General features: G+C 61.2%; 21 protein-coding genes and 1 pseudogene. 11 read left to right on the top strand and 11 right to left on the bottom strand.

The annotated features are described in order from the left end of the window. Nucleotides 1–269 precede the first annotated feature (269 nt). Nucleotides 270–1406, top strand: coding sequence for a glycosyltransferase family 2 protein (locus AC0L3N_RS12275; RefSeq protein WP_473547837.1), 1137 nt, complete (start codon nucleotides 270–272; stop codon nucleotides 1404–1406). Between the two features lie 78 nt (nucleotides 1407–1484). Here AC0L3N_RS12275 and AC0L3N_RS12280 read toward each other — a convergent pair whose 3' ends face one another. Then, a complete protein-coding gene (locus AC0L3N_RS12280) occupies nucleotides 1485–2477 on the bottom strand; it encodes a glycosyltransferase family 2 protein (RefSeq protein WP_473547838.1) in 993 nt (330 codons plus the stop codon). A 622-nt stretch (nucleotides 2478–3099) separates the two neighbouring features. Here AC0L3N_RS12280 and AC0L3N_RS12285 point away from each other — a divergent pair. The 3 genes from AC0L3N_RS12285 (at nucleotide 3100) to AC0L3N_RS12295 (ending at nucleotide 6153) form a co-directional block, all read left to right on the top strand. Beyond that, entirely contained in the window at nucleotides 3100–4380 is a 1281-nt protein-coding gene (locus AC0L3N_RS12285) for a polysaccharide pyruvyl transferase family protein (protein ID WP_473547839.1), read from the top strand. A gap of 13 nt (nucleotides 4381–4393) precedes the next feature. Continuing rightward, nucleotides 4394–5002 carry a class I SAM-dependent methyltransferase gene (locus AC0L3N_RS12290; RefSeq protein ID WP_473547840.1) on the top strand — a complete coding sequence of 203 codons (609 nt, stop codon included), beginning with the start codon at nucleotides 4394–4396 and terminating at the stop codon, nucleotides 5000–5002. Between the two features lie 362 nt (nucleotides 5003–5364). After that, nucleotides 5365–6153, top strand: coding sequence for a TylF/MycF/NovP-related O-methyltransferase (locus tag AC0L3N_RS12295; RefSeq protein WP_473547841.1), 789 nt, complete (start codon nucleotides 5365–5367; stop codon nucleotides 6151–6153). 92 nt (nucleotides 6154–6245) lie between these two features. On the opposite strand, the gene AC0L3N_RS12300 is transcribed toward AC0L3N_RS12295, so the two are convergent. Next, entirely contained in the window at nucleotides 6246–6386 is a 141-nt protein-coding gene (locus AC0L3N_RS12300) for an asparagine synthase-related protein (RefSeq protein WP_473547842.1), read from the bottom strand. 320 nt (nucleotides 6387–6706) lie between these two features. On the opposite strand from AC0L3N_RS12300, the pseudogene AC0L3N_RS12305 reads away from it, so the two are divergent. Then, nucleotides 6707–7019: pseudogene (locus tag AC0L3N_RS12305) on the top strand (glycosyltransferase family 2 protein); the annotation flags it as partial. 25 nt (nucleotides 7020–7044) lie between these two features. Here the strand turns inward: AC0L3N_RS12305 and ftsH are convergent. From ftsH to AC0L3N_RS12320, 3 genes are all read right to left on the bottom strand, one after another. Further along, entirely contained in the window at nucleotides 7045–8964 is a 1920-nt protein-coding gene (ftsH, locus tag AC0L3N_RS12310) for an ATP-dependent zinc metalloprotease FtsH (protein ID WP_473547843.1), read from the bottom strand. 305 nt (nucleotides 8965–9269) lie between these two features. Next, nucleotides 9270–9749: a GFA family protein gene (locus tag AC0L3N_RS12315; protein WP_473547844.1), complete on the bottom strand. Its 480-nt coding sequence runs from the start codon at nucleotides 9747–9749 to the stop codon at nucleotides 9270–9272. After that, a complete protein-coding gene (locus tag AC0L3N_RS12320; protein WP_473547845.1) occupies nucleotides 9676–10590 on the bottom strand; it encodes an NAD(P)-dependent oxidoreductase in 915 nt (304 codons plus the stop codon). Before AC0L3N_RS12320 ends, AC0L3N_RS12315 begins: the two co-directional genes overlap by 74 nt. Nucleotides 10591–10733: 143 nt before the next feature. Between AC0L3N_RS12320 and AC0L3N_RS12325 the strand changes: the two genes are divergently transcribed. Then, nucleotides 10734–11072, top strand: a complete 339-nt coding sequence (locus AC0L3N_RS12325) for a winged helix-turn-helix transcriptional regulator (protein ID WP_258123107.1) — start codon at nucleotides 10734–10736, stop codon at nucleotides 11070–11072. Between the two features lie 46 nt (nucleotides 11073–11118). On the opposite strand, the gene AC0L3N_RS12330 is transcribed toward AC0L3N_RS12325, so the two are convergent. The 4 genes from AC0L3N_RS12330 to AC0L3N_RS12345 are packed head-to-tail and all read right to left on the bottom strand — an operon-like array spanning nucleotide 11119 to nucleotide 15451. Continuing rightward, nucleotides 11119–11943, bottom strand: a complete 825-nt coding sequence (locus AC0L3N_RS12330; protein WP_473547846.1) for an ABC transporter permease — start codon at nucleotides 11941–11943, stop codon at nucleotides 11119–11121. Between the two features lie 2 nt (nucleotides 11944–11945). Continuing rightward, the gene (locus tag AC0L3N_RS12335) at nucleotides 11946–13226 is read right to left on the bottom strand and encodes an ABC transporter permease (protein ID WP_473547847.1); all 1281 of its coding nucleotides are present in this window, start codon (nucleotides 13224–13226) and stop codon (nucleotides 11946–11948) included. 6 nt (nucleotides 13227–13232) lie between these two features. Then, a complete protein-coding gene (locus AC0L3N_RS12340) occupies nucleotides 13233–14282 on the bottom strand; it encodes an ABC transporter substrate-binding protein (protein ID WP_473547848.1) in 1050 nt (349 codons plus the stop codon). 5 nt (nucleotides 14283–14287) lie between these two features. Then, the gene (locus AC0L3N_RS12345; RefSeq protein WP_473547849.1) at nucleotides 14288–15451 is read right to left on the bottom strand and encodes an ABC transporter ATP-binding protein; all 1164 of its coding nucleotides are present in this window, start codon (nucleotides 15449–15451) and stop codon (nucleotides 14288–14290) included. A gap of 311 nt (nucleotides 15452–15762) precedes the next feature. Between AC0L3N_RS12345 and AC0L3N_RS12350 the strand changes: the two genes are divergently transcribed. From AC0L3N_RS12350 to AC0L3N_RS12365, 4 genes are all read left to right on the top strand, one after another. Next, nucleotides 15763–17151, top strand: coding sequence for an aminotransferase-like domain-containing protein (locus AC0L3N_RS12350; RefSeq protein ID WP_473547850.1), 1389 nt, complete (start codon nucleotides 15763–15765; stop codon nucleotides 17149–17151). Nucleotide 17152: 1 nt separating this feature from the next. Continuing rightward, nucleotides 17153–18403, top strand: coding sequence for an NAD(P)/FAD-dependent oxidoreductase (locus tag AC0L3N_RS12355; protein ID WP_473547851.1), 1251 nt, complete (start codon nucleotides 17153–17155; stop codon nucleotides 18401–18403). 275 nt (nucleotides 18404–18678) lie between these two features. Beyond that, complete coding sequence (locus AC0L3N_RS12360) at nucleotides 18679–18921, top strand: hypothetical protein (RefSeq protein ID WP_473487536.1); 243 nt, start codon at nucleotides 18679–18681, stop codon at nucleotides 18919–18921. Nucleotides 18922–19242: 321 nt separating this feature from the next. Beyond that, complete coding sequence (locus tag AC0L3N_RS12365; RefSeq protein WP_473547852.1) at nucleotides 19243–20742, top strand: thiol-disulfide oxidoreductase; 1500 nt, start codon at nucleotides 19243–19245, stop codon at nucleotides 20740–20742. Nucleotides 20743–20932: 190 nt separating this feature from the next. Here the strand turns inward: AC0L3N_RS12365 and AC0L3N_RS12370 are convergent, their stop codons facing one another. Both AC0L3N_RS12370 and AC0L3N_RS12375 read right to left on the bottom strand, forming a co-directional pair. After that, nucleotides 20933–21334 carry a DCC1-like thiol-disulfide oxidoreductase family protein gene (locus tag AC0L3N_RS12370; protein ID WP_473547853.1) on the bottom strand — a complete coding sequence of 134 codons (402 nt, stop codon included), beginning with the start codon at nucleotides 21332–21334 and terminating at the stop codon, nucleotides 20933–20935. After that, nucleotides 21331–21507: a hypothetical protein gene (locus AC0L3N_RS12375; protein WP_473547854.1), complete on the bottom strand. Its 177-nt coding sequence runs from the start codon at nucleotides 21505–21507 to the stop codon at nucleotides 21331–21333. The genes AC0L3N_RS12370 and AC0L3N_RS12375 overlap by 4 nt, the downstream gene beginning before the upstream one ends. Nucleotides 21508–21877: 370 nt before the next feature. Between AC0L3N_RS12375 and AC0L3N_RS12380 the strand changes: the two genes are divergently transcribed. Beyond that, a complete protein-coding gene (locus tag AC0L3N_RS12380) occupies nucleotides 21878–22930 on the top strand; it encodes an acyltransferase family protein (RefSeq protein ID WP_473547855.1) in 1053 nt (350 codons plus the stop codon). The last annotated feature ends 7 nt before the right edge of the window (nucleotides 22931–22937 follow it).

The raw sequence follows: 22937 nt of genomic DNA on the forward strand, positions 1-22937 counted from the left end.
TAGCTGATGGCAATAAGACCATGAGGCCACGGACACGGATGTGAGCGAAATGAGGAAGCATGAAGGCATCCACGAGTTTCGGCGGATTGAAACCAGCATATTAGCACATGTCGCCGCCGTAAGTGCGAATACCGGGCGAATTCTCAGACGTTGAAGTAGCCGGTAGGGACAGGCGGCTTGATACTATCCCGCTCGAGCATGCTAGTATTTGGGCCGGTGGCGCTCCCGTCTTTCTTTCATCCTTCATCAAAAGCAGGCTTTTTTTCGATATGCAACCCGCAGTTTCCGTCATCATTCCTGCCTACAATGCGGAAAAGACCATCCGACATACCCTTCAGTCGGCCGCCTCGCAAACTTTCAAACAGCTAGAGATCATAGTGGTCGATGACGGGTCGACCGACCGGACCGCTGAGATCGTCGAGGCATTTGCAACCAGTGATCCGCGTATTTCCCTTCTGAGACAGCAGAACCAAGGGGTTGCTGTCGCCAGAAACCTGGCAATTCATGCGGCGAAGGGTGAATTTATAGCGCCACTTGATGCGGATGATGTGTGGCACCCGACAAAGCTGGAAAAGCAGCACAGCCTCTTTCAGTCGCGGCCGTCTCTCGGCCTTGTCTACGCATGGTATCGGGTCATCGATGATGATGATTGGGTGATCGAATGCTCCCCGCCAACTCTCGGTCGCGGGGACGTCCACAACTGGCTGCTGGTTGAGAATTTTATCGGCAATGCAAGTTCACCGCTAATCAGGCGATCAGTTCTTACGGCAACCGGGGGATACGACCCCTCGCTCAGAGCCGCAGGCGCCCAAGGAGCCGAAGACTTGCAGATGCAGCTCAACATTGCCGCGATCTGCGATTATGATGTCGTTCCCGAGTATCTGATTGGTTACCGGCGATCACTGTCTTCTATGTCGACCAGGTATGTCGTCATGCTGACATCGCACCGGATCGTCCTTGAAACAGTCCGCACGCGACATCCCAAGCTAGCGTCTTTCTTGTTTCGTTGGTCCGATGGCGTGGCCTCAGCGTATTATGGCAGCGAAGCCGCCCGCACGTCGCCAGGCGCGGCCATCGCTCCGCTTGTCCACGCAACACGGATCGATCCGGCCGCGCTGTTTCATGTCTTCGCAAAGCCGTCCGCACAAGACCTGTGGCGGCGGCTGCGTCGCTTTGTGCCAAGAATGCTTGCCGTTAAACAGCGCATGGTTCCGACCTCGCCGCATTCCATCTGTACCTCCGCGCGTTTTTTCGACTCCGATCCGACCTTCATCTGCCAGCCATTTCCTCCGGAGTGGCTTCGAAGGCGAGTCCAGATGGCCCTCAAGACGCCAACGCCGCGCCAGCTTCGCGAGTCAGGTCCGAGGAGTATTGATACGTCCGCTCTCGTCGAAGACGGCGCTTAAGGTCTCAAACACGAGGTGCACCCAGACCCCCGTGGCGGAAGAGCCGCTGCAAGCGCGCGAGCAGGAATACGCTCACATTCACCAGATAGTCTCTTCATAAAGGCGCCGAAACTCGGCGTTCTTGTTTCGCATCCGTTTCACTCCAACCTTCATCCAGCGAGGAACCAGCCTGGCCCGGCAGTACATGTCGATCATGTTGGGCAGGCGGGAAATTGCCGTGCGCGGTTCCAGGACGAAGTATCTCCTCAGCAGGTCGCCGGCTGCGAACAGCCGCCCGCCGACCAAGGCTCTGATGGCAAGCCAATGGATCATGTCGACCAGATGCGCATCGAGATCGCTGCCGAACTGCGGATATTTTTCGCGATACTCGGCAAGGACGATTTCACACGAACGGAGCATCTGCCTGACGTCGCTCGACATGTTGACGTTCGTCATCCGATAGCCCACCAGGTGCTGATGCACGACACGGAATTCGTAACTTTCCGCTATCCTGAGGCACATGAGAAGGTCCTCGCAGCCTTGTGCATTCCTGGCCCTCAGGGAAGGATCGAATTGTCCCGCCCGCTCGAATGCGGAGCGACGCATCAGCATCGAACTTCCGTTGCCGACGAAATTCATTCTGCACATCCGTTGCAGAACGCGGCCATCGGCATCGGGTCGGTATAGTGAGAATACCCGGCCGTCCTCGTCGATTTGGGCAAACCAGCAATATGCCAGACCCGCAGAAGAGCCGCCTTCCTGCAGGGCGCGCAGTTGCAGTGCGATCTTGGATGGGGCCCAGAGATCATCCGCGTCGACAAACGCCAGAAACTCCGCATCGGTAGAAGCGGCGCCATTGTTGCGAGCCTGCGCAACACCCGCGTTCGGCTGCTTTATCAGGCGTATGCGCCGATCTTTCGCGGCATGGGAGGTCACGATTGATTCGGACAGGTCCGTAGATCCGTCGTCGACCACGATGATGTCAAGTGCCTGGTGGCTCTGCCTGCAGATGCTGGCCAAGGTAGCACCGATGGTTCTCTCAGCATTGAACATTGGTACCACGACGCCTACCGTAGCATTGTCATCAATCATCAGGCCTTCGTTTCCGCAGTTGGGGAATGGTTAATTTGAGTATTCTATTGGATATGCATTGCTGGCCAACAACCGGGGCGAATTCGGGGCAAGTCAGACCGATTGTTCTCCTGCCAGCCTGGCCCTAACGGGCTTCGATCGTGGCAAATCAAATCTCGAATCCGGGAATTCGAACTTGGATCCGGGAACGCGCCGCGGATCCGCCGCGCCCCGATGCAACATTAGTTCCCTCTGAACAGGCGCGTCAACCAACGCTGTCTTGATCGCTTCGCTCCCGATACGCGCGGTTTTCCGGGGACCCGGTGTCGATGGAATGCGAAATGTGACGAGTTGGCGGAGGGAGAGGACTTGAAATCCAACCTTCTCCGCGGATCCGCGATCACCTTCGTAGTCGGGGTGTTCGGCTGATGCTGTTCAGTCGACGTGTTCAATCTGCGGACCTGGGTCAACCGGCGGAGCCGGCGTGCAACCTTGCCCCTAGCCTGCCAGCAGGTCGGCGCAAGCATCATCGTGATCTGATCCAAGCAGACGTGTCAGTAAAATCCGGCGTCGCACAAATGGGCTCGATTGCCTCAGACGTTGTGCTAACCTTCGGTCCTCCACTCGGATCTAGGGGAAAAGGATGCGCTTTAATCATCGCCCAATCCAGATACTCGTAGAGCCGAGCGACTATGTGCTGCGTAATATCGGTGACATGGCAATGCTCTATGCTGCCACGGAGCGGCTTGCGCGGCTGTGCGACAATTCGACGATCAACGTTCTGACTGACGATCCGGACGCGCTTCGCCGCTTCTGTCCCTTTGTCACCCCCCTGTCCGCCGAAGGGCGCGCCCTATGGCTCAAGCCTGATTTCAGGCCGGCCAAGTTGAAGCGGTTCGTGCCCAAGCACTGGCCCGATCGCATTCGCCGACACGCGCCGAGGCTCGTTTCTTTGTTCTGGCGCCTTAAGTTTAGGCACATGCCGGATGCGCGCGCGGCACTTCTTCGCTTCACCGATGCTGTGGACAGGGCAGACCTTGTGCTTGTAAGTGGAATGGGCGGAATCACAGACGCTTTCCCAGAATATGCCCTGTCGGTACTCGAAACTCTGAATCTCGCGCTTGCAAGGAAAGGACGGCCGGTGGTCATGGTCGGCCAGGGGATGGGCCCGCTTGCCAATGCCGAGCTGAGAGCGCGTGCATCGGCCATATTGCCAAGGCTCCACTTGATTGCGCTTCGCGAAACGCGAGCCGGGCTTCCTCTGCTCGCGGAGCTGGGTGTTTCCAAGGACAGGATCTGCGCAACCGGCGATGACGCCATCCAAATGGCGCATGAGATGCGAGTGGATGAGCTTGGCACCGGCATTGGCGTCAATCTACGTCTTTCCTCCTATTCAGGAGTATCAGCGGATATTCTCGAAGGGCTGCGACATGTCTTAGGCGCCACATCGGATTCGCTCGAGGCACCCTTGATCGCCGTTCCAGTCTCATGGGTGCCTTGCGAAGCGGACATCGACGCAATTCGTGGACTGATGCCAACCGATGAGACCGAGCTGAACCGGGCACTCGCGATCCGCACACCGATCGACCTCATTCGGCAAATCCAGCGCTGTCGGGTCGTAGTCACTGGCAGCTACCACGCCGGCGTTTTCGCGTTGGCCAACGGTATCCCGACGATCGGGCTAGCCAGATCCGACTACTATGTCGACAAGTTCCTTGGCCTCGCCGATATGTTCGGCACGGGCTGCGAGATGGTGGCACTCGATCATCCGAACTCTGTCGAGAAGCTTCGATCGGCGCTCCGGCGCCTGTGGGAAGAGGCGCCCGCTATTCGCCCGGCGATATTGGCCAGGGCCGAAGCTCAAATCGCTGCCGGCCATACCGCTTACCGTCGCATTCGCGACGCGATTGGGGACCAAGGCTGAATCAGGGGCCGCCATGCTGGAATACAACAGTTGGTTGACAAGACTAAAAGCGCTCAGATGCAAGCTGTTCGGAAAGACCGACTTTGAGCGGTGGACCGATGCATCGGAATTCGAGGACTGGGAGGAAAGGACGAAAATCATTGCCCGGTTAGTGCCACCTGGGGCGAGGGTGATCGAGTTTGGCGTGGGAATGGGCAAGCTTCAACGTCATCTCGACCCAAGCTGCCAATACACCCCGTCCGACCTCGTGAGCCGCGGACCTGGCACGATCGTGCTGGACCTAAATCAACGACCCTTGCCTGATCTGACCGCCCATGCATTCGATCTCGCAATTTTTGCTGGGGTTCTCGAATACGTTCACGATCTACATTCCTTTATAGAATGGCTGAGGCAGCAATCGCCGGCTTGTATCGCTTCATATGGTTGCGCGGCTCACCCCCGACATAGCCTGGCCAGGCTGCCGGAAACGTTCCGCCGCGCTGGCGCAGGCTGGACCAACACATTTACGGAAACGGAGCTGATCCGCCTCTTTGCCGATGCCGGATATGGGCTAGCGCACGCTGTCGACTGGCACACCGCGGAAGGCGACGAGCGGATTTTTCACTTTCGAGACAATGACTGAACCCAGGCCGGTTCGATGTTTCGAGCTCATCCGATCCTTTCATAAGACGTTCCAGTTCATGCGCTACGGACCGGCGGCATGACCTCAGCCTCATTGCAGCTAGCCGTCCGGCTACTATCCTGGATCGGCGTCAATCCTAGCCTGCTCTGCGGCCGTCTGGAGAGATGGAAGTCAGGTTTCTGCTGATTGCGGTATTCCAACGCCCCTTGTGTGCGACCTTAACGGCACAAGCTCGATCAGGTGATCGAACTTGATGGTGTCTTTGCGGTTAGATCTAAACTCTGTAAGCTTGACAGGGCGTTTGATTGCCATGCGGCGGTGGCAGCGAACACGATTTCCGCTTCAACCATCTTGCGAGTAGCATGATGACTCTCAGCTCAGTGAAACGCCTCGTGCGGGCTTCGTTCAATGCGATCGGCCTCGAAGTAAGTCGCGTCTCCCGGTCACGGGCTCCGCACAATCGGTTTGAGATGATCTACGAGAAGTACAAGGACAGCACCATGCTTGGTCGCGAGCAGTATATCGCGAACCTCGCTCTTACTGGTACGGCGCCAGCGCATGGCTGCGTCATCGAGTGTGGCGTCTGGAAAGGCGGCACTTGCGCCGGCATGGCTGAGATTCTAGGACCGCAGCGAGAATATTTCTTATTCGACAGCTTCCAAGGCCATGTTGATCCACAGCCTATCGACGGCCCCGCTGCCCTTGCCTGGAAGGCTGGTACGAACGGCCCGTGGTACTTCAACAATGCGATCGTCGGAACCGAGCATGCCGATGCGGCCATGAGGAAGTCCGGCGCAACGCGATATCAGCTTGTCAAAGGCTACTTCGAGGAGACATTGGCCAAATTCGAGCCGCCATCACCCATCGCGGTGCTACGAATCGATTGCGACTGGCATGCCTCCGCAATGACTTGTTTTCGGGCCCTTTTTCCTTACCTGGCCGACGATGGGATCATGATCGCAGACGGGTACCCCGACTGGGATGGTTATGCACGGGCGATCCACGAGTATCTTGCCAGCTACGAAGGTATGGCTCGCATCAAGCAATTCGAAGGCGGCTTATACTACGTCGTCAAGGGTGAGCGAGATTGGTCGACGGCTGGAAACGGTGTTTTTGCAGCGCGCCAAAACGGCAACGCCGCAGAAGGCTGATGACAACGCATTCCACTTTCGATCACTTCCCTCCAAGCCGAAGAGCGTTGACCACGGTTGAATTTCTGCACGCCGCTCTGTTCACGCGTTGTCTATCGGAGTGAAGCGCGCGCTGCCGAGCCCTTTATCACTGCGATTCCGCAACCGCGACAAGCCCGCCCCCCATGCGTAGCGGTGATCGAGCTGTCGAGCCCGCCCGACAGGAACGATCGGAGCTCCACGTCGGCCACCATACACTTGCGGACCGCCTCCTCGAGTACGAGGCGCAACTTGCGCCAGATCGCCTCTCATCGACATTCTCTTCCGCCTCGGCAGCGCCGTGGGGCGTGCGAACCAGCGCCGCGGTTCGTGAAGACTGTCGAGCAGGCCGCCGGGCGGGATTGCCTCGACGGCCTCGACCCCTCCCGTCGAAGGCCTTCAACTCGGAGGCGCGAAGGCGAGCCCTCTCCGAGCCGCGCCCCCATCGCAGATCGAGGCGAATTCGAGGCAAATGAGGTCGGTCATTCAGCCTGGCCTATCGTAGCTGACGTGTTCGGACCTTGACGAAGCACGCGGATTGGCGGCCGCCCGCAACGCCGGCCGGGCGCGTGCGAGAGGCCGTGCCGGTCTTCGTTGTTGATGATTGCCAGGTCCTGGGCGACTATCTCAGTGACTGGCAGCGACACTATGCCTGGGAACGGGTCACCTGGGGAGGCCGCGTCGAGATTGGCGATGCCAGCGATCTGCCGTTCACGATCAAACGGTCGCCGGTCCGCGAGCGACTGACCCTGATGTCCATCCCGGCGGCTTTGTGCTGGGCTGCTACATGACGATGTACGGCGATCTTGCTGCCCGTATCGGGCTTGGACGAGCGGTTCGGACCCGGGGACCATGTCGGGACGGGGAGGGGCATCACTCGGCCCGGCGCGAGAGGTTTGTAGCCGCAGCCTTGCCTCGTCGTACCGGTCGCTTCCCCGATTGCGGATCGGATGCCTCCGTTGTCGCGCGATCCGGTGCCGAGACGTTTCCGACGAGCGATGCAAGTTCAGCCTCGCTGAGCGTCTCGATTTCGAGCAGCTTGCGCGCCGTCTTTTCCAGCAGATCCCGTCGCTCGGTGAGGAGCCCGACGGTTCGCGCGAAAGCTGTGTCGACGATGCTTCGAACTTCCGCGTCGATAGCTTCGGCGGTGGCCTCGCCGTAATCGTGCTCGCGCGGACCGCCGGCGAGTGGGTTGGGGCTCAGGAAGGAGCGCTGGTCCTTTTCCAACGCCACATGGCCGAGCTTTTCCGACATGCCGTAACGCGTAACCATGGCGCGGGCGATATCGGTCACTTTGGCAAGGTCATCGGCGGCCCCCGTCGACAGATGCCCGAACACGATCCACTCGGCCGCCCTGCCGCCGAGCAGCACCACCATCTTGTTCTCCAACTCCTCGCGCGTCATGAGGAATCGGTCCTCGGTCGGCCGCTGGATGGTGTAGCCCAACGCACCGACGCCGCGCGGGATGATCGATACTTTGTGCACGGGATCCACGCCGGGCAGCGCCATGGCTATCAACGCATGGCCCATTTCATGATAGGCGACGACTTCGCGTTCCCTGGGGTTCAACAACCGGTTGCGCTTCTCGAGCCCGGCCACGATGCGCTCCACCGCATTGTTGAAATCGTCCATGGTGACGACATCCGCCTTCCGGCGCGTGGCAAGCAGGGTCGCCTCGTTGACCAGGTTGGCGAGGTCAGCGCCGGTAAAACCCGGCGTCAGCGCGGCGACTTTCTCGGCATCGACATCCGCTCCCAGCTTCGCCTTCTTCATGTGGACTTTAAGGATCTGGACGCGACCTTGCTTGTCCGGCCGATCAACCAGCACCTGCCGATCGAAACGGCCGGCGCGAAGAAGTGCCGGGTCGAGGATTTCCGGGCGGTTCGTCGCGGCGAGCAGCACGACGCCGATCTTCGGATCGAAACCGTCGAGCTCGACCAGGAGCTGATTGAGTGTCTGCTCCTTCTCGTCGTGGCCGCCCATCATCGGGCCCGCACCCCTGGCGCGGCCCAGCGCGTCGAGCTCGTCGATGAAAATGATTGCCGGGGCTCTGGCGCATGCCTGCTCGAACAGGTCGCGCACACGGGCGGCGCCGACGCCCACGAACATCTCGACGAATTCAGAGCCTGAGATCGAGAAGAACGGAACTTTTGCCTCGCCTGCAACGGCCTTCGCGAGCAGCGTCTTGCCGGTGCCTGGCGGTCCGACCAGCAGCACGCCCTTGGGCATGCGCCCTCCAAGGCGGCCGTATTCCTGCGGGCTCTTCAGAAAATCCACGATCTCCTGCAACTCGGCCTTGGCCTCATCGACACCCGCCACGTCGTCGAACTTCACGCCGGTATTGGCCTCGACATAGACCCTGGCCTTGCTCCTGCCGATTTGCATCAAACCGCCCATGCCACCGCCCATGCGTCTCATCAGCAGCATCCACAAGCCGAAGAAGACGAGGATCGGGACGACCCAGGAGAGCAGGTCGCTCAGGAATGTGCTTTCGATCTGGCCAGTGACGGTGACGCCGTGTTCCTGCAGCTGCCGCGCCAGATTCGGCTCGACGCGCGTGGTTATGAATAGCGGCTTCCCGTCCTGCGGCTGCTTGAAGCGGCCCTGGATGAAGCGATCGGAAACCTGCACGTCGGCGATCTTGCCGTCGCGCAGCAGGGTCTCAAACTGGCTGTAGGGAATCTGCGCGACGTGCTGGGTGGCAGTGTAGACATATTGGAAGATCATCAGCCCGACGAAGGCGACGATCCAGTACCAGATATTGAACTGCGTCTTCCTGTTGCCCATGTCCATGGCATGTCCTCCAGCGTCACATCGATGCAGGTTACCTAACCGCCACGGCATGCTGGGTGCCGTGGCCAGCGGCGAAGCCGTCATGGCTCCCTCGACAATCGGCTTCGGAGCGTGCCTTGGGAGAACGTCGGGGAGCGCAAAGTGTTGCAAGGAGTGCTGCGAGGGAGCCTTGGGATTCGCAGTCGCCCGCGACAGCTATCCCCCAATCGGGACCTTCTTGAACGGAAATCGATTGCCGAAGGAGACGTTGCCGGACTCACGATGCCGAGCCTGCCGCAAGCCAGGCATCGCTTGGTGATCCGCCTTCAGGAGGCGGCTGCTTCGGGCACGCCTTCCAAACAAAGCCATCCATGCTTTCTGTGAGGCCAATGGAGCATTATCGGGGGTGGGAATTCCGGGTCCTCCAGGCAGCCGACCGATACCGACAGCGCATCCTTCAGCCCTTCTGCCCGCATGAAGACGACCGACCCGCATGTGGTGCAGAATGTCTGCTCCAGCCATTGTCCCGACGAGCCGGTTCTGCGCCAGGACCTGGTCTCGCCTTTCTGGCCGACGAGGGCGGAACCGGCGTAGATGGCCCGGTATGAGAACGCCGTTCCGGTGCAGCGCTGGCAATCCATGCAACTGCACGCATAGACGCGTCGCGGCTCTCCGGCGAGGACAAGTTCCACGCCCCGGCATGAGCAGGTCGCGGTTCGTTTCCTCTTGCCGCTATGCATTCGCTGGCTCCCGGCTCTGGCGCGACGAGCCATTTCTAAACAGCGGCGCGAGAGATGAAAAATCATCTTCCATGCGCCCGAGCGAAAGCGCCTGTCGAAAGATCATATCCATGGCGCGCGGCATAGCCGCGTCGAGCCCTCGCTCCTCGCATGCCTCAAGCAGATGCTGGAAGGCGCTGTAGTGGGCGCCCAATGATGCCAGGGTCGCGTCGTCGCCGGCAAAACGGCGTGCATTCGTTCTATCCACCAGGTCGAACAGAGCGGCATCGACAACAGGCTTGAATCCGGAAAGATGGCTCCTGAACGTCGCCAGGTCGAGACCTTCGGCCTCGGCGACAGCCATGCCCTGGAGTGCTCCGAAAAGCCCGCCCCACATCTGGGTGAGCAGAGCGGTATCAAGCGCAGAGGCTTGACCCGGCAGCTCCCCGACATAGCTCGTGCCGCCGCCGAGTGCGAAAAGCAGGGGCTTGTGCTTCTCATAAACGTCGCGGGAACCCGAATAAAGCAGTGCGGTTTCGGGTTTGCCGATAAAATCCGGAGTGGCCATGATCGCCCCGTCCAGATAGCCGGCACCATGCGCCTCCACCCTGCGCGCGTCTTCCCGTGCCAGACGCGGTGAGCCGGAGGTGAGTTGCACGACGGCTTTGCCGGCCAATGCCGAAGCGATGCCCTCCCGCTTCAGCAAAGCGTCGCTGGCGGCATAGTCGAGAACATTGATGATCACGACGCCGGCCGCTCGGATTCCATCCTCCACCGAGGGGGCGACCTTCGCGCCAAGGGCCGCCAATGGATCGCACTTTGCCGCGGTTCGATTCCAGACCCATGTTGGATAGCCGCGGTCGAGCAGCGTTCGAGCAATGGACGAGCCCATTCGGCCCGCGCCGAGCACGCAGACATTCGATGCCATAGTAACTTCTCCGATAGATTGATGGCCTCTCGACGAGAGTCCGCTTTATGTTTGGCGCGCTCGATCCGAAGATATAAATTCTTGCTGCGTTGAGAAGTACGCACCTTGAGGTAAGCTATCGCCATCATGACAGGAGCTGCCAAATGAGGCGCAAGGAACCAGACAGCTGCGGTTTTGCTGCCGCGCTGCAGGCCATCGGCGGAAAGTGGAAAACCTCGCTGCTATGGGAACTGCACCTGCGGCCATACCGCTTTGCCGAACTGCGCCGCTTGTTGCCTGGCGTCAGCGAAAAGGTGCTCACGCAACAATTGCGGCAGATGGAAGCCGACGGGCTGATCAGCCGGCGCGCCTATGACGAGGTGCCGCCTCGCGTGGAATACTCGATCACGCCGCTCGGCTTTAGCCTGAACGATGCGGTGACAGTCATGTCGGCGTGGGGCAAGCACCACGAGACATGGAAATCGCACCGCAAAGCGGCCTGACGCGGGCAGGCCTATGGAGGCTTTGGCCGACCGCCGCACGACATTCTTACTCGATGCGCGGTCGCTGCCTGCCACGGCGGGCCAGAAGATTGGCAACGACGAGCAGGATGATCGACAGTGCCATCATCAGCGTCGCGGCAGCGGTGATTGCCGGGCTCAGCTTCTCGCGCAGGCCGATGAACATTTCGAGCGGCATGGTGCGCTGATTGGCGCTGGCCAGGAACTGCACCACGACGACCTCGTCGAAAGACGTGACGAAGGCGAAGGCGGCCCCTGACAGCACGCCGGGCAGGATCAGTGGCAGCATCACCCTGAAGAACGATGTGATGGGCCTTGCTCCGGAGATGGCGGCGGCGCGCATCAGATTGCGGTCGAAGCCGGTGAGGCTCGCTCCCACCGTGACGACGACGAAGGGACTGGCGAGCGCGGTGTGCGCCAGGATGATGCCGGCATAGGTACTGGCAAGGCCGACGCGTGCATAGAACAGATATGAGCCGACGGCGGTGATCACCACCGGCACGATCAGTGGCGACAGCAGCAGCGGCATGACGATGCGGCGGCCGGGAAACTTTTCGTCGGAAAGCGCAATAGCCGTCAATGTGCCGAGTATCGTTGCGATCAGCGTCGTCCCGAACGCAACGATCAGGCTGTTGCCGATTGCTGCTTGCCAGCGCTGGGTTCCAAGCACGACCTCGTACCAGCGCGTCGAAATTCCCTCCAGCGGAAAGATGAAGAAGGCGCCGCTGTTGAATGACAAGGGAACGGGAATGAGGATCGGCACGAGGAGGAACAGGATCACCATGCCGCACCACAGCCAGAGCAGGGTGATGCGGATTCTCTCGCCTGTCGTCGGATAGGGAGACAGCAACATGGCTACACCAGCTTGAGACGGTCGAGGCCGAGGATGCGGGCGAAGATGCCGAACAGCGCCATTGTGAAGACGAGCAGGATGAAGCTGAGCGCCGCCGCCATCTCCCAGTTCAGTTCGACATTGACGTAGCTGGCGATGAAATTGCTGATCAGTTGGTCGCTGGCGCCGCCGATCAGAGCCGGCGTGATGTAATAGCCAAGGCAGAGGATGAAGGTGAGCAGGCAGCCAGCCATCACGCCAGGAAAGACCTGTGGAAGGTAGACGCGGCGAAACGCGGTAAAAGGTTTTGCGCCAAGCGAATAGGCAGCCTTCATCTGCGAAGGCTGGATGGTGCGCATGACGCTGTAGATCGGCAGCAGCGTGAACGGCAGCTGGATGTGGGTCATGGCGATGATCAGTCCGATGCGGCTGTACATCAGGTCGAGCCGGTCGTCGGCAACGCCGAGCCACAGCAGCAGGTCGTTGACCAGGCCGAATTTCTGCAGGAGCACCGTCCAGGCCGCGGTGCGCACCAGGATCGAAGTCCAGAACGGCAACAGCACCGCAACGATGAGAATGGCGGCGAGGCCCTTGGGCACGGAGGCGATGAGATAGGCGAGGGGGAAGCCCAGTATCAGCGTGGCCAGCGTCACCGCTGCGGCGACGAAGAATGTGCGCATGAACACCTGCAGGAAGATGGCCTGTTCGGGCGGCACCCTTTCGATGCTGCCATCGGCATTCCAGCGCAGATCAAGCGCGCTCAGCAGGTTGAACGACGTCACGCTATGGGTGCCGCTCTCGATGACCGGCCATGTGCCCGGCGCCGACCAGAACGGCACGGCTTTCATCACCTCCAGCGGCGGCCTGTCGGCGGCCTCGAGTTGACGCACCGTCTTGAGCACCTGGCTGCGTGCACCTGGCAGGCGGGCGTTGAGGCTCTTGGCGAGTTCGTAGGCGGTGCCCTTGGCCTGGTTGCTCCGGAGGTCGGCGGCAAGGGCCAGGAAGGCAGCATCGTCGGGCAGTCCCGTGCCGTTCCAGCCGACCAATGCCTGGCTGGTCTGCGGCAAAGCGTCGGCAATCGTCGGATCATAAACAGCGCGCGACAGAAGCAGGACGATCGGGATGCCGAAGCTCAGCGCCAGGAGCACAAGCAAAGGTGCCGCCAGCGCCAGCGACCGCAGCCGGTCGCCGAGATCGGCGCGGCGAAGCGCCGCCGCGACCGACCTTGCTGTGCCGGAATCGGCGGCCGACCAGTCGCGGCTTGCCCCCGGCCGGTCCAGTTTCGTGGGCTCAAGCGCCGACATTTTCCCCTACTGCGCGAGCCAGGCGTTGAAGCGCTTGACCAGATCCTCGCCATAGTCGCCCCAGAATTCGGTATCGGCGACCAGGTAAGCGGTCATGTGGTCAGGTGCGTTCGGCAATTTCGGCAGGGCGTCCGGCGCGACGAAGGAAGCCGCATCGATGCGCACCGGCCCGTAGGTGATGTAGCTGGCGAGCTTGGCGTTGATTTCCGGCTGGCTGATATAGGCAAGATACTTGTAGGCCAGGTCCGGGCTCTTGGCGCCCTTCGGAATGGCGATCATGTCATATTCGAGGATCTGGTTGTTCCAGACGATCTTGAACGGCGCCCCGTCCTTGTCGATGGCGTTCTGGATACGGCCGTTCCAGGCGGTGGTCATCACCACTTCCTTGGATGCGAGGAGCTGCGGCGGCTGTGCGCCGGCATCCCACCAGACGATGTCCTTCTTGATGGTGTCGAGCTTCTTGAAGGCACGATCGACACCTTCGGGGGTTGCCAGCACCTCGTAGACATCGGCCGGCGCGACACCATCGGCCATCAGCGCCCATTCGAGGTTCTGCGCCGGAAACTTGCGCATCGCGCGCTTGCCCGGAAACTTGGTCGTGTCGAAGATGTCGAGGACCGAAGTCGGCGCCTCCTTCAGCACGTTGGGATCATAGGCAAGCACGTCGCCATAGGCATCAAGGCCGACGCCGCAGTCGAGTGCCGAACCTTCGATGAACTTTTCGCGGGGGGCGATCTTGGAATAGTCGAGCCGCTCGAGAATGCCGGCGTCGCAACCCTGCAGCACGGTCGCGGTCTCGACCGTCACCAGATCGATCGGCACGTTGCCGGTGTCGACCATCGCTTTGACCTTGCCGAGATCGCCAAGATATTCCTGCTCGACGATCTTGATCCCGGTCTCCTTGCTGAACGGCTCGAACCACGCCTTGCGCTGGGCATCCTGCCAGGCGCCGCCGCTGGCCATGATCGAAAGCTCTTCGGCGAAGGCAGCGTGTCCTGACATGATGAATGCTGTGGCTGCCGCGAAGGCGAACAGCCGGGTTTTTGTGATTTTCATTGTTCTTATTCCCCTGTTTTCGAGATGGAACCGCCCGTTCCGACATCGGCCGGAAAGGCACGGCAGTCGTTGGGCGCGCAGGAAACCGTGACCGGTTCCCCGCTACCCATGGTCGCTTCGGGGCCGACTTTGACGGTCAGCACCTGTCCGTTCTCAAGCCTGGCCAGAAGACGCTGGTGGTCGCCGAGATAGATGCGGCCATCGACCGTGGCGGCTAGCGCATTTGCTCCGTTCGAAGCGGGCGCAAGCTTCAGCCGCTCCGGGCGGATGGCGACATGGCAGGCCGCACCCTCCGCAACGCCGATGGCCAGCGCGGTTACCGAACCGCCACCGTCCAGCGCGACGCGGCACTCCTTGCCGGAGATGCGCTCGACCTTGCCTTCCAGCGTGTTGTTCTCGCCGATGAAGCTCGCGACGAACGAGCTCTCCGGCGTGTTGTAGAGATCATCAGGCGAACCGAGCTGGGCAATCCCGCCATTGTTGAACACGGCAACGCGGTCCGACATGGTCAGCGCCTCGCTCTGGTCGTGCGTCACGTAGACGATGGTGACGCCGAGCATGGTGTGCAGTTGCTTGATCTCGAGCTGCATATGCTCGCGCAGCTTCTTGTCGAGCGCGCCGAGCGGCTCGTCCATCAGCACCAGGCTCGGCTCGAACACCAGCGCGCGGGCAAGCGCGACACGCTGCTGCTGGCCGCCGGAAAGCTGTGCCGGCCGCCGGTCGCCGAACTGCAGCAGCCGCACCATGTCGAGTGCGCGGCCGACGCGGGATGCAACGTCCGCCTTGGTGATCTTGCGGACCGAGAGGGGGAAGGCGACGTTCTCCTCAACGCTCATGTGCGGAAACAGCGCGTAGTTCTGGAACACCATGCCGATGTTGCGTTCGTAGGGCGGCAGCCTGTCGACCGACTGGCCTTCAAGCGTAATGACGCCGCTGGTCGGCCGTTCGAAACCTGCAAGCATGTTGAGCGTCGTCGTTTTGCCCGAACCGGAGGGGCCGAGAAGGGTGAGGAACTCGCCGCGCGCCACACGGAGGTTTAGCCGTGTCACCGCGAAAGTCCGGCCGTCATAGGATTTTTCGACATCGACGAATTCGACAAATCCCTGCCGGCGGGCGTCCGGTGCCGCAGCGGCGCTGTCGGCTGGCACGACTGTCGCTTCGGCGATCACGAACGGAAATCCGTTGAGCGGCGGCAATGGCCGCTTGTCGAAACGAGGTGGTGCTTGCCGTGCATGTGTCGGTCTCGCATGACGCTGGCCGCGCAAGGGCGGCAACCAAACTTGTATGCTCACACAATCAATCGCTAAAGCAGCATAGGTGCAGACAAGTTTGCCCGTCAAGCGGCTTTCTTCGGAATTGTGTGAGTTTTTTCAGCCGGATTTTGAAAACATGTACCGGACAAGTGCTATTGTCCGGAGCGTTGTCTTATGCTAGATGCGCCGGTAGCCAGAGTGTCAACACACCGAAACCGCCAATCCGCATGCTTCAGGACCTGCAACTCGCCTCGGATGAAGGCCCGGTCTACCGGCGCCTTGCTGACGCTATTGCCGAACGGATTACAGCCGGCACGCTTGCCGTTGGAGACCGGTTGCCGCCGCAGCGCGAGATTGCCCGCGCACTGGGCATCAACGTCACCACGGTGACGCGCGCGCTGTCGACACTGCAGCAGCGCGGCCTGCTCGAAGCGCGGCCCGGACGCGGCACCACTGTCGCCGCCCGCAACGGCGGCGAAGGACCAGGTTTCGTGTCGGCGCCGAGCGAAGACACCGGCGTCATCGATCTTTCCGTGAACAGACCTGCGACCTCGGCCTATCTCGACGCGCTGGCGCTGCTGCTGCCGCGCCTGTCCAAGGACCGGCACTACGTCACGCTTCAGGACTATCATCCGCCCGAGGGGCCGCTGTGGGCGAGGGAGGCAATCGCCGAGTGGATGCGGCCGGCGGCGGGTGACGGCGATCCCGGCCGGGTGGTGCTGGCGGCGGGCGCCCAGCATGGGCTGGATTGCGTGCTTGGCGCGGTGACCAGGCAGGGCGAGGTCGTGCTCGCCGACGAAGTGACTTATCAGGGCATCAATGCACTGTGCCGGGTGCATGGGCTCGATCTCAGAGGCGTCGCCATGGACCGTGGCGGCATGCGGGCCGACGCGTTCGAGGCGGCCTGCGCGCAGCTGCGCCCGCGCGCGGTTTTCCTGGTGCCGACCCTGCACAACCCGACCACCATCACATTGGGCGAGGAACGCCGTCACGAACTGGTGGCTGTGGCCCGTCGCCATAATGTGCTCATCATCGAGGATGACGTCTACCGGCCGCTGGCGGACAATCCGCCGCCGTCGCTTGCCAGCCTCGAGCCCGAATTGACGGTTCACATCGGCGCCTTGTCGAAATGCCTTGCCCCAGGGCTGCGCCTCGGTTTTGTGATCGCGCCACGCGCCATAGCCGGCCAGGTCGCCGCGGCTTTACGCATCAACTGCTGGAGCATCAGCCCTCTGACGGCGCTGATCGGCGCGCGGCTGATAGAAGAGGGCTCGGCGGCGCGCATCATCGAAGCCCAGAAGCAGGAGCTTCGTCAGCGCCAGGCCATCCTCATCGAAATCCTCGGCCGCTACGATGTCCAGAGCCACGCCACCTCGACCCATGCCTGGCTGCGCCTCCCGGAGCCGTGGCGGGGCGCGGGTTTCGCTCGCACCTGCCTGGAACGTGGCGTTGCCGTTCTTCCCGGCGACGCCTTCGCGGTTGGGCGCGAGCCGGTGCAGCACGGGGTGCGCATCAATGTCGGCGCCGCGCGCTCGCTCAACGACCTGCGCACGGCCCTGAACACCATGGCCGAACTGCTCGCGGCCGGGCATCTGCAACTGCCTGGCTTCGTCTAGGATGGCTGCACCGGAAACCGTGGAAGTCGCCATAGTCGGCGCCGGCATTGTCGGTTTGGCAACGGCACTCCGGCTCGCGGCCGAGGGGCGCGAGGTGCTGCTCATCGACCCCAACGAGCCTGGCTCCGGCGCCTCGTTCGGCAACGCCGGAACGCTCGCCGAATATGCCTGCATGCCGGTCGGCAATCCGGCCGTGCTGCGCCAATTGCCAAAACTGCTCCTCGATCCGGACAGCCCTTTCGCATTGCGTTGGGCAGCGTTTTTCCAGCTGGCGCCCTGGCTGGTCCGCTTCGTGCGGCAGTCGCTTCCGGCGGCCACCCGCGCCAACGCGATGGCACTCGCCGGGCTTCTGGCTGAGGCCCTGCCGGCCTGGGAGAAGATGGTGAAAGAGGCCGATATGGCCGACCTGATGCGCCGCAACGGCTGTCTCTACCTGTATCGCCGCAAGAGCGATTTCGCCAAGGCCGCTGGGGGCAGGGCGCTGCGCGCCGGGTTTGGTGTGCATCAGGAGGTTCTGACGCCGGGAGAGATGGCCGCGCTGGAGCCCGGCCTGCCCCCGACCGGGGCCTGCGGCCTGTACTTCCCGGACTCGATGAACGTCACCGATCCGAAGACGCTGATGCGGCGGGTGCTCGATGCAGCGACCGCCCGCGGCGTGTCGGTGGCGCAGGCTGCAATAACCGGGCTGCGGGTCGAGGCGGACGGTGTCAGGCTCGGCGGTTCCGGCCTTCGCATCAAGGCGAACACTGTGGTGATCGCCGCGGGCGCGCAATCGCGGGCGTTGGCGATGCAGGCCGGCGACAGCGTCCCGCTCGAGACCGAACGCGGCTATCATCTCGAATTCCCGACCGAAGCGCCTCTGCTCAGTCGTCCGGTCTGTCCTGTCGATCTCGGCTTTTACATGACGCCGATGACCGGCCGGCTGCGTGTCGCCGGAACCGTCGAGCTCGGCGGGCTTGCAGCACCGGCAAATCCGCGCCGGCTGGCTTTGCTCGATCGCGGCGTCAGGCAGTTCTTTCCCCAACTCGGCCGGCATTCATCCGAATGGCTCGGGTTCCGGCCGTCGCTGCCCGATTCCCGGCCGGTCATCGGTCTGTCGCGTGGCAGCCGCAGGGTGATCCATGCCTTCGGTCACGGTCATCTCGGCCTCACGCTGGCGCCGATCACGGCCCGCTTGGTTGCCGACCTGATTGCCGGACGCGGCGATCCTGACCGCCTCGCACCCTTTGCAGTGGACCGCTTCGGTGCATGAAGGTACGTCGGCTCGGCCGCAGCAGCGCAGCGTGAGCATTGGATAGGCGTTCGGCATCCTCTTCTGTTCCCCAACCGACGCCTGCCTGCGCCAATTGCGGATGCCGGCTTCGACCCGAAGCACCATTCAAGCAAAAACCCGCCCCGGTCTCCGGAGCGGGTCTGTTGCCTGAGGCGGAACTCAACACATGTCCGCAGCAGCAAGGTCGCCTCGCGATGCTGAAGATCTGGTTAACCGGCCAAAGTTGATTCAAATCCAGCTGTGGATATTCGCCTTTGGGTAAATCGAAATGGGTCATCCTTGTCGGACGGCGGGCAAAAGGAGAATCCATGACTAGCGACTTTGCCGCCGCCCACCTCCATCTTGAACGAGCCTGCCACTATTTGCGCGGCGATGACGAGACGAGCAGCGCTGCTCGCGCGGCTCTGGATATTCTGATCGATGCAATTGCCGCAGCCCAGTACAAGCGCCCGCCGGCGGACGTAGTGGAATTTCCCAAAACGGCAAGACAGCGATAGTCGGCGAAATGTTAAAGCGCGTCGCATCCGAAGGGCTCCGTGCGTGGCTTTAAGTTTGGCGTCGCAGAAATACAGCTAAACAATAGATAGAGCGGGATGGCCAGTTCAATTTGAACGCATCCCGCTCTACACCGTGCCTGCTAGCAGTTTCTCAATGGCTGATGCCCAGTAGGAGGAGCTACCGACGACACCGAATTGACTCTTATCTAAACCCGTGCTGATGTTGCAGTGCAACATAGAGCAACGGTTCCGAAGGCGGCAAGCCGTCCCCAGTTGGACGTCGAAAGAACCGCCAAAAGGATCTTTGAGGGGGTCTAACTAGTGTCTATAGGGCAGCAGCAGTTCTCAGGCGCCATACCGTTATGGAACATTGGTCGCGGCAAAGTCGCGAACGTCAGCGGTCGGGACGACACATTTGACGGGTTGACCGCATTTACCCCTTTCTGGGCAATGGCGGCGATCTTCAGTATCGCCGGTGATATCTACTCGATGCTTGGCTACAAGGGGCCGCTTTTTGCCGCTCTGAGCTGGTCGGTCGTCCTGTTCAGCTTGCTACTCCTGCTGTACCCACGGCGGACCGAATTTTTGATCGGGCTCGTGATGGTATCGCTTGTGCTATACGCGCTGCGCATGCCGGTCGCTTCGAATAACAAGACGATCACGGCGGTGATGAACGGGGCTATCCTGCTCAGCGCAGCGGTGCTCTATCTGCGGGCCGCCGGCCGTGGCGCCGCCCTGGCCCGGATGGACCTTTATCAACAGATCCGGATCGTCGCCCGGTCGCTGCTCGCCATCATGTATTTCTACGGCATCTTCCACAAGATCAACACCGACTTCCTCGATCCTTCCGTGAGTTGCGCGGTGGGTTTATACGCTCCGCTGGCTCGTCCGTTCGGCCTCGAGGACAATCTCTTTGGCCGGTATCTTGCGATCTTCGCCACCTTCGTCATTGAGGCGATCGCGATCGTGTCCCTCTACTGGAAGCGCTATTTCGCCGTGGGGTTCATCCTAGCACTCGTCTTCCATTACGTGATCCCGATCTCGGCTTATTCCTGGTACATGGACTTTTCCAGCCTGGTGTTCGCGCTGTATGTGCTGAGCATCCCCACGCCCACTAGCGAGGCGCTCTATCGCACCTCGCTGGAGTTTACCAATCCGCTGCGCGAAACGTTCGGCCGGATCGGTATCTTGCTGCCGGGCGCGGCCGTGATGCTATTCGCGGTCACTCTCGTCATTCTGCTCACCTATACTTTTCCCGGGCGGTCCTTCGACATGATGGTCCACTCTGTCTGGATCCTCATTTGGGCGGTAGTGGCTGGCGCGGCGATGGTCGTGCTGGCCTATGTGGCTCTGCAGAACCTGCCTTGCCGGACCGTTTCCTCGCCGCGCCAGCCGCTCTGGGTCTATTTGGTGCCGGGCTTGTTCTTCCTCTCCTGCCTGTCACCCTATGTCGGACTCAAGACGGAGAGTTCTATCAACATGTTCAGCAATCTGCACACGGAAGCCGGCCAGACCAACCATCTGCTCTTTCCCAAACCACCATACCTGTTCAACTATCAGAACGAGGTGGTGAAGATCATTGATTCCTCGGAGCCCCATCTCGTCCGGCAGTCGCGAGCGGGCAATTACCACGTCCTCCTCGATCTGAAGAAACAACTGCGCCTGAAGCCCGAGGCTTGGGTGACTTACGTGAAGGATGGCGAGACAATTACCCGCGCCAACGCGTCGACCTTCGCAGGCGAAATGCCCAACCTCCTCGAACGAAAGTTCCTTACCTTCAAGTTGGTGGATTTCTCGCGGCCGAAGGTCTGCACCCACTGAGCGCCGCTCTGGGAGGAGAGCTGTTCGAATGTTCACGAACGAAATTGGTAGACGTCGCCGGGCAGTCGGCTTCAGCCATCCATTTCGCCGGGAAATGTCTAAAGCGCATCGCGTTTGTAAGGATTCACGCGTCACGCTTTAGGTTCATGTCGTTATCGCAAAACCGCTGCGCACTTTTGCGCGACATGAATTAGCGCCGGTCAAGGTCGGCAGGGATGAGCGAGCGGCCGCGCAGCCTCAGGGTGGCCCGGCGTCCGAGCTTGAGCGCCGGATAGATCAGCCGTGCGGCCGTCCTGTTTGAGAGAATCCTGCGGTTAAGCCAGCCGAAAAAAGTAGAAGAGGAACTGAGGATCGCCAGGAGATTGATGGCTTCCTCGCCGTGGTAGACGTGGTCCTCGAAAACGAAGAGCATGCCCTCGTTCAGGTCGAAGCCTTGGCGCTGAAACCCGACAACACGCGGGTCGGCGGAGCGCGCGTCGAGCAACTCGACAGGACCGACCGCGTCGCGCAGCCGGGCAAAGCGGACATAGCTCTGGCAGAAGATGCAATCGCCGTCATAGACGATAAGCGCCATCTTCCCGGGTGGCTTCATGGCTCTGTCGGGTCCAGGCTGAGCTCGATCGGTGCTTCGGCGGAGCCATCGATCGCGCAGTTGCCGTAGAACGCACAGCCGGAAACGACCGGCAGGTTGCTGAAGGCATCGAGGACAGCGACGAACAGCAGCCCGATAATGCCGAGCATCATCATTTTCTTGTAGGCGGACAAGTCGCGAAGCATCTTGGTATGTGATCCCTTGCTGTCTCAAATCGGACCTGGCCGATCCGACGTCAAAGCACGATCGATTTCAACAGCCTGCCGCCTCTCGCAAGAACGGTAACCGGTGCCGGTCAACGTTTCCTATCGAAAGGCCCTGAACTGACACATCGGCACTATCCCGAAATTGTGCAGCGCAACAATGCGTGAGGATCGGCGGAAAATCAAGCGGAATGCTGAGTCTCGCCGACTGAATGGGACTATCGGCAATCCGGGAAGCCGAGCCAATTCGCACTTGCCACAAAGTATGATGCAATGCACAATCGCCATCGAAACCGAAGGACCGGGCCGGCCGATAAGCCGTATCCAGGAAACGCTGAAGTTGAACCTGCCCATGCGTGAGACCTGGCTGGACACCGCCAAGGGCTTGGGAATCACCCTCGTCGTCATGGCCCACGTCCTCGACCACAGCACCTGGCGATGGGCGCACCCGATTTACTTTGCGGCATCGCTGTTCTTCATGCCGTTCTTCTTCATCATATCCGGCTACCTTTTTGCCGTTACGGACAGGAAGGCGCTTTTCCGGAAGCGCGCCCAGGGCCTGCTCATCCCCTATGTGACGTTTCTCGGCGTGATCATGGCGAGCGTGCTCGTTGTGGACTTTTTGCGCGGCGACACCCCGGCGCCCTGGCAGATCAGGGAACTCGTCACCGACGCCCTGCTGGGCGGACGGCACCTGACGCGCGAACTCGGCGTGTTCTGGTTCGTCACCTGCCTCGTCGCCACGCAACTTGTCTACAACGAGGTCGCGATCAGGACGAGCGGACCGACCGATCCCGGCATGCTGATCTTCGTCGGCGCATCCGTCGGCCTCGCCTATTCAATCCAGGCCTATTGGCAGGAAGTGCGCGCGCCGCTGGCTCTGACGAACGTGCCGCTCGCCATCGGCGCGTTCTGGTTCGGACATTTCCTGCGCGAACGCGGCATGAGCGCGCTGTGGTCGGCGGTGTTTGTCGTGGCGGTTGCCGGGGTCGCGCTCGCGGCGGCGCTGACGGGGTCCGACTTTACCTTCAGCATGAAGAACGCCATCTTCGGTCCCCCACTTCTCGGCCTGCTCGTTGCATTGGCGATTTCGACCTTTATCCTCGGCCTCATCCGCTTCATGGAGATGCCGAGCTTGCGCATCGCTCCGTTGGCGGAAATCGGGGCGGCCTCGCTGGTGATCATGTTCGTCCATCAGTTCGTTCATTTCACGCTGCGTGACTTCGGAATGTCTTCCGAGTTGGCGCTGATCGCCCTGTCGCTCGGATTTCCCTATCTGCTCTATCGCGGACTGAGATCGTCCCGGATACTGTCTCCCTGGTTCATCGGAAGCGGAGACCTGTCGCTCAGCATTCAACTGATGAGGCGGAGCCTCGCGTTCCGGGCAGGCTGAGCACGAA

The organism is Mesorhizobium sp. WSM4807, assembly GCF_055811615.1.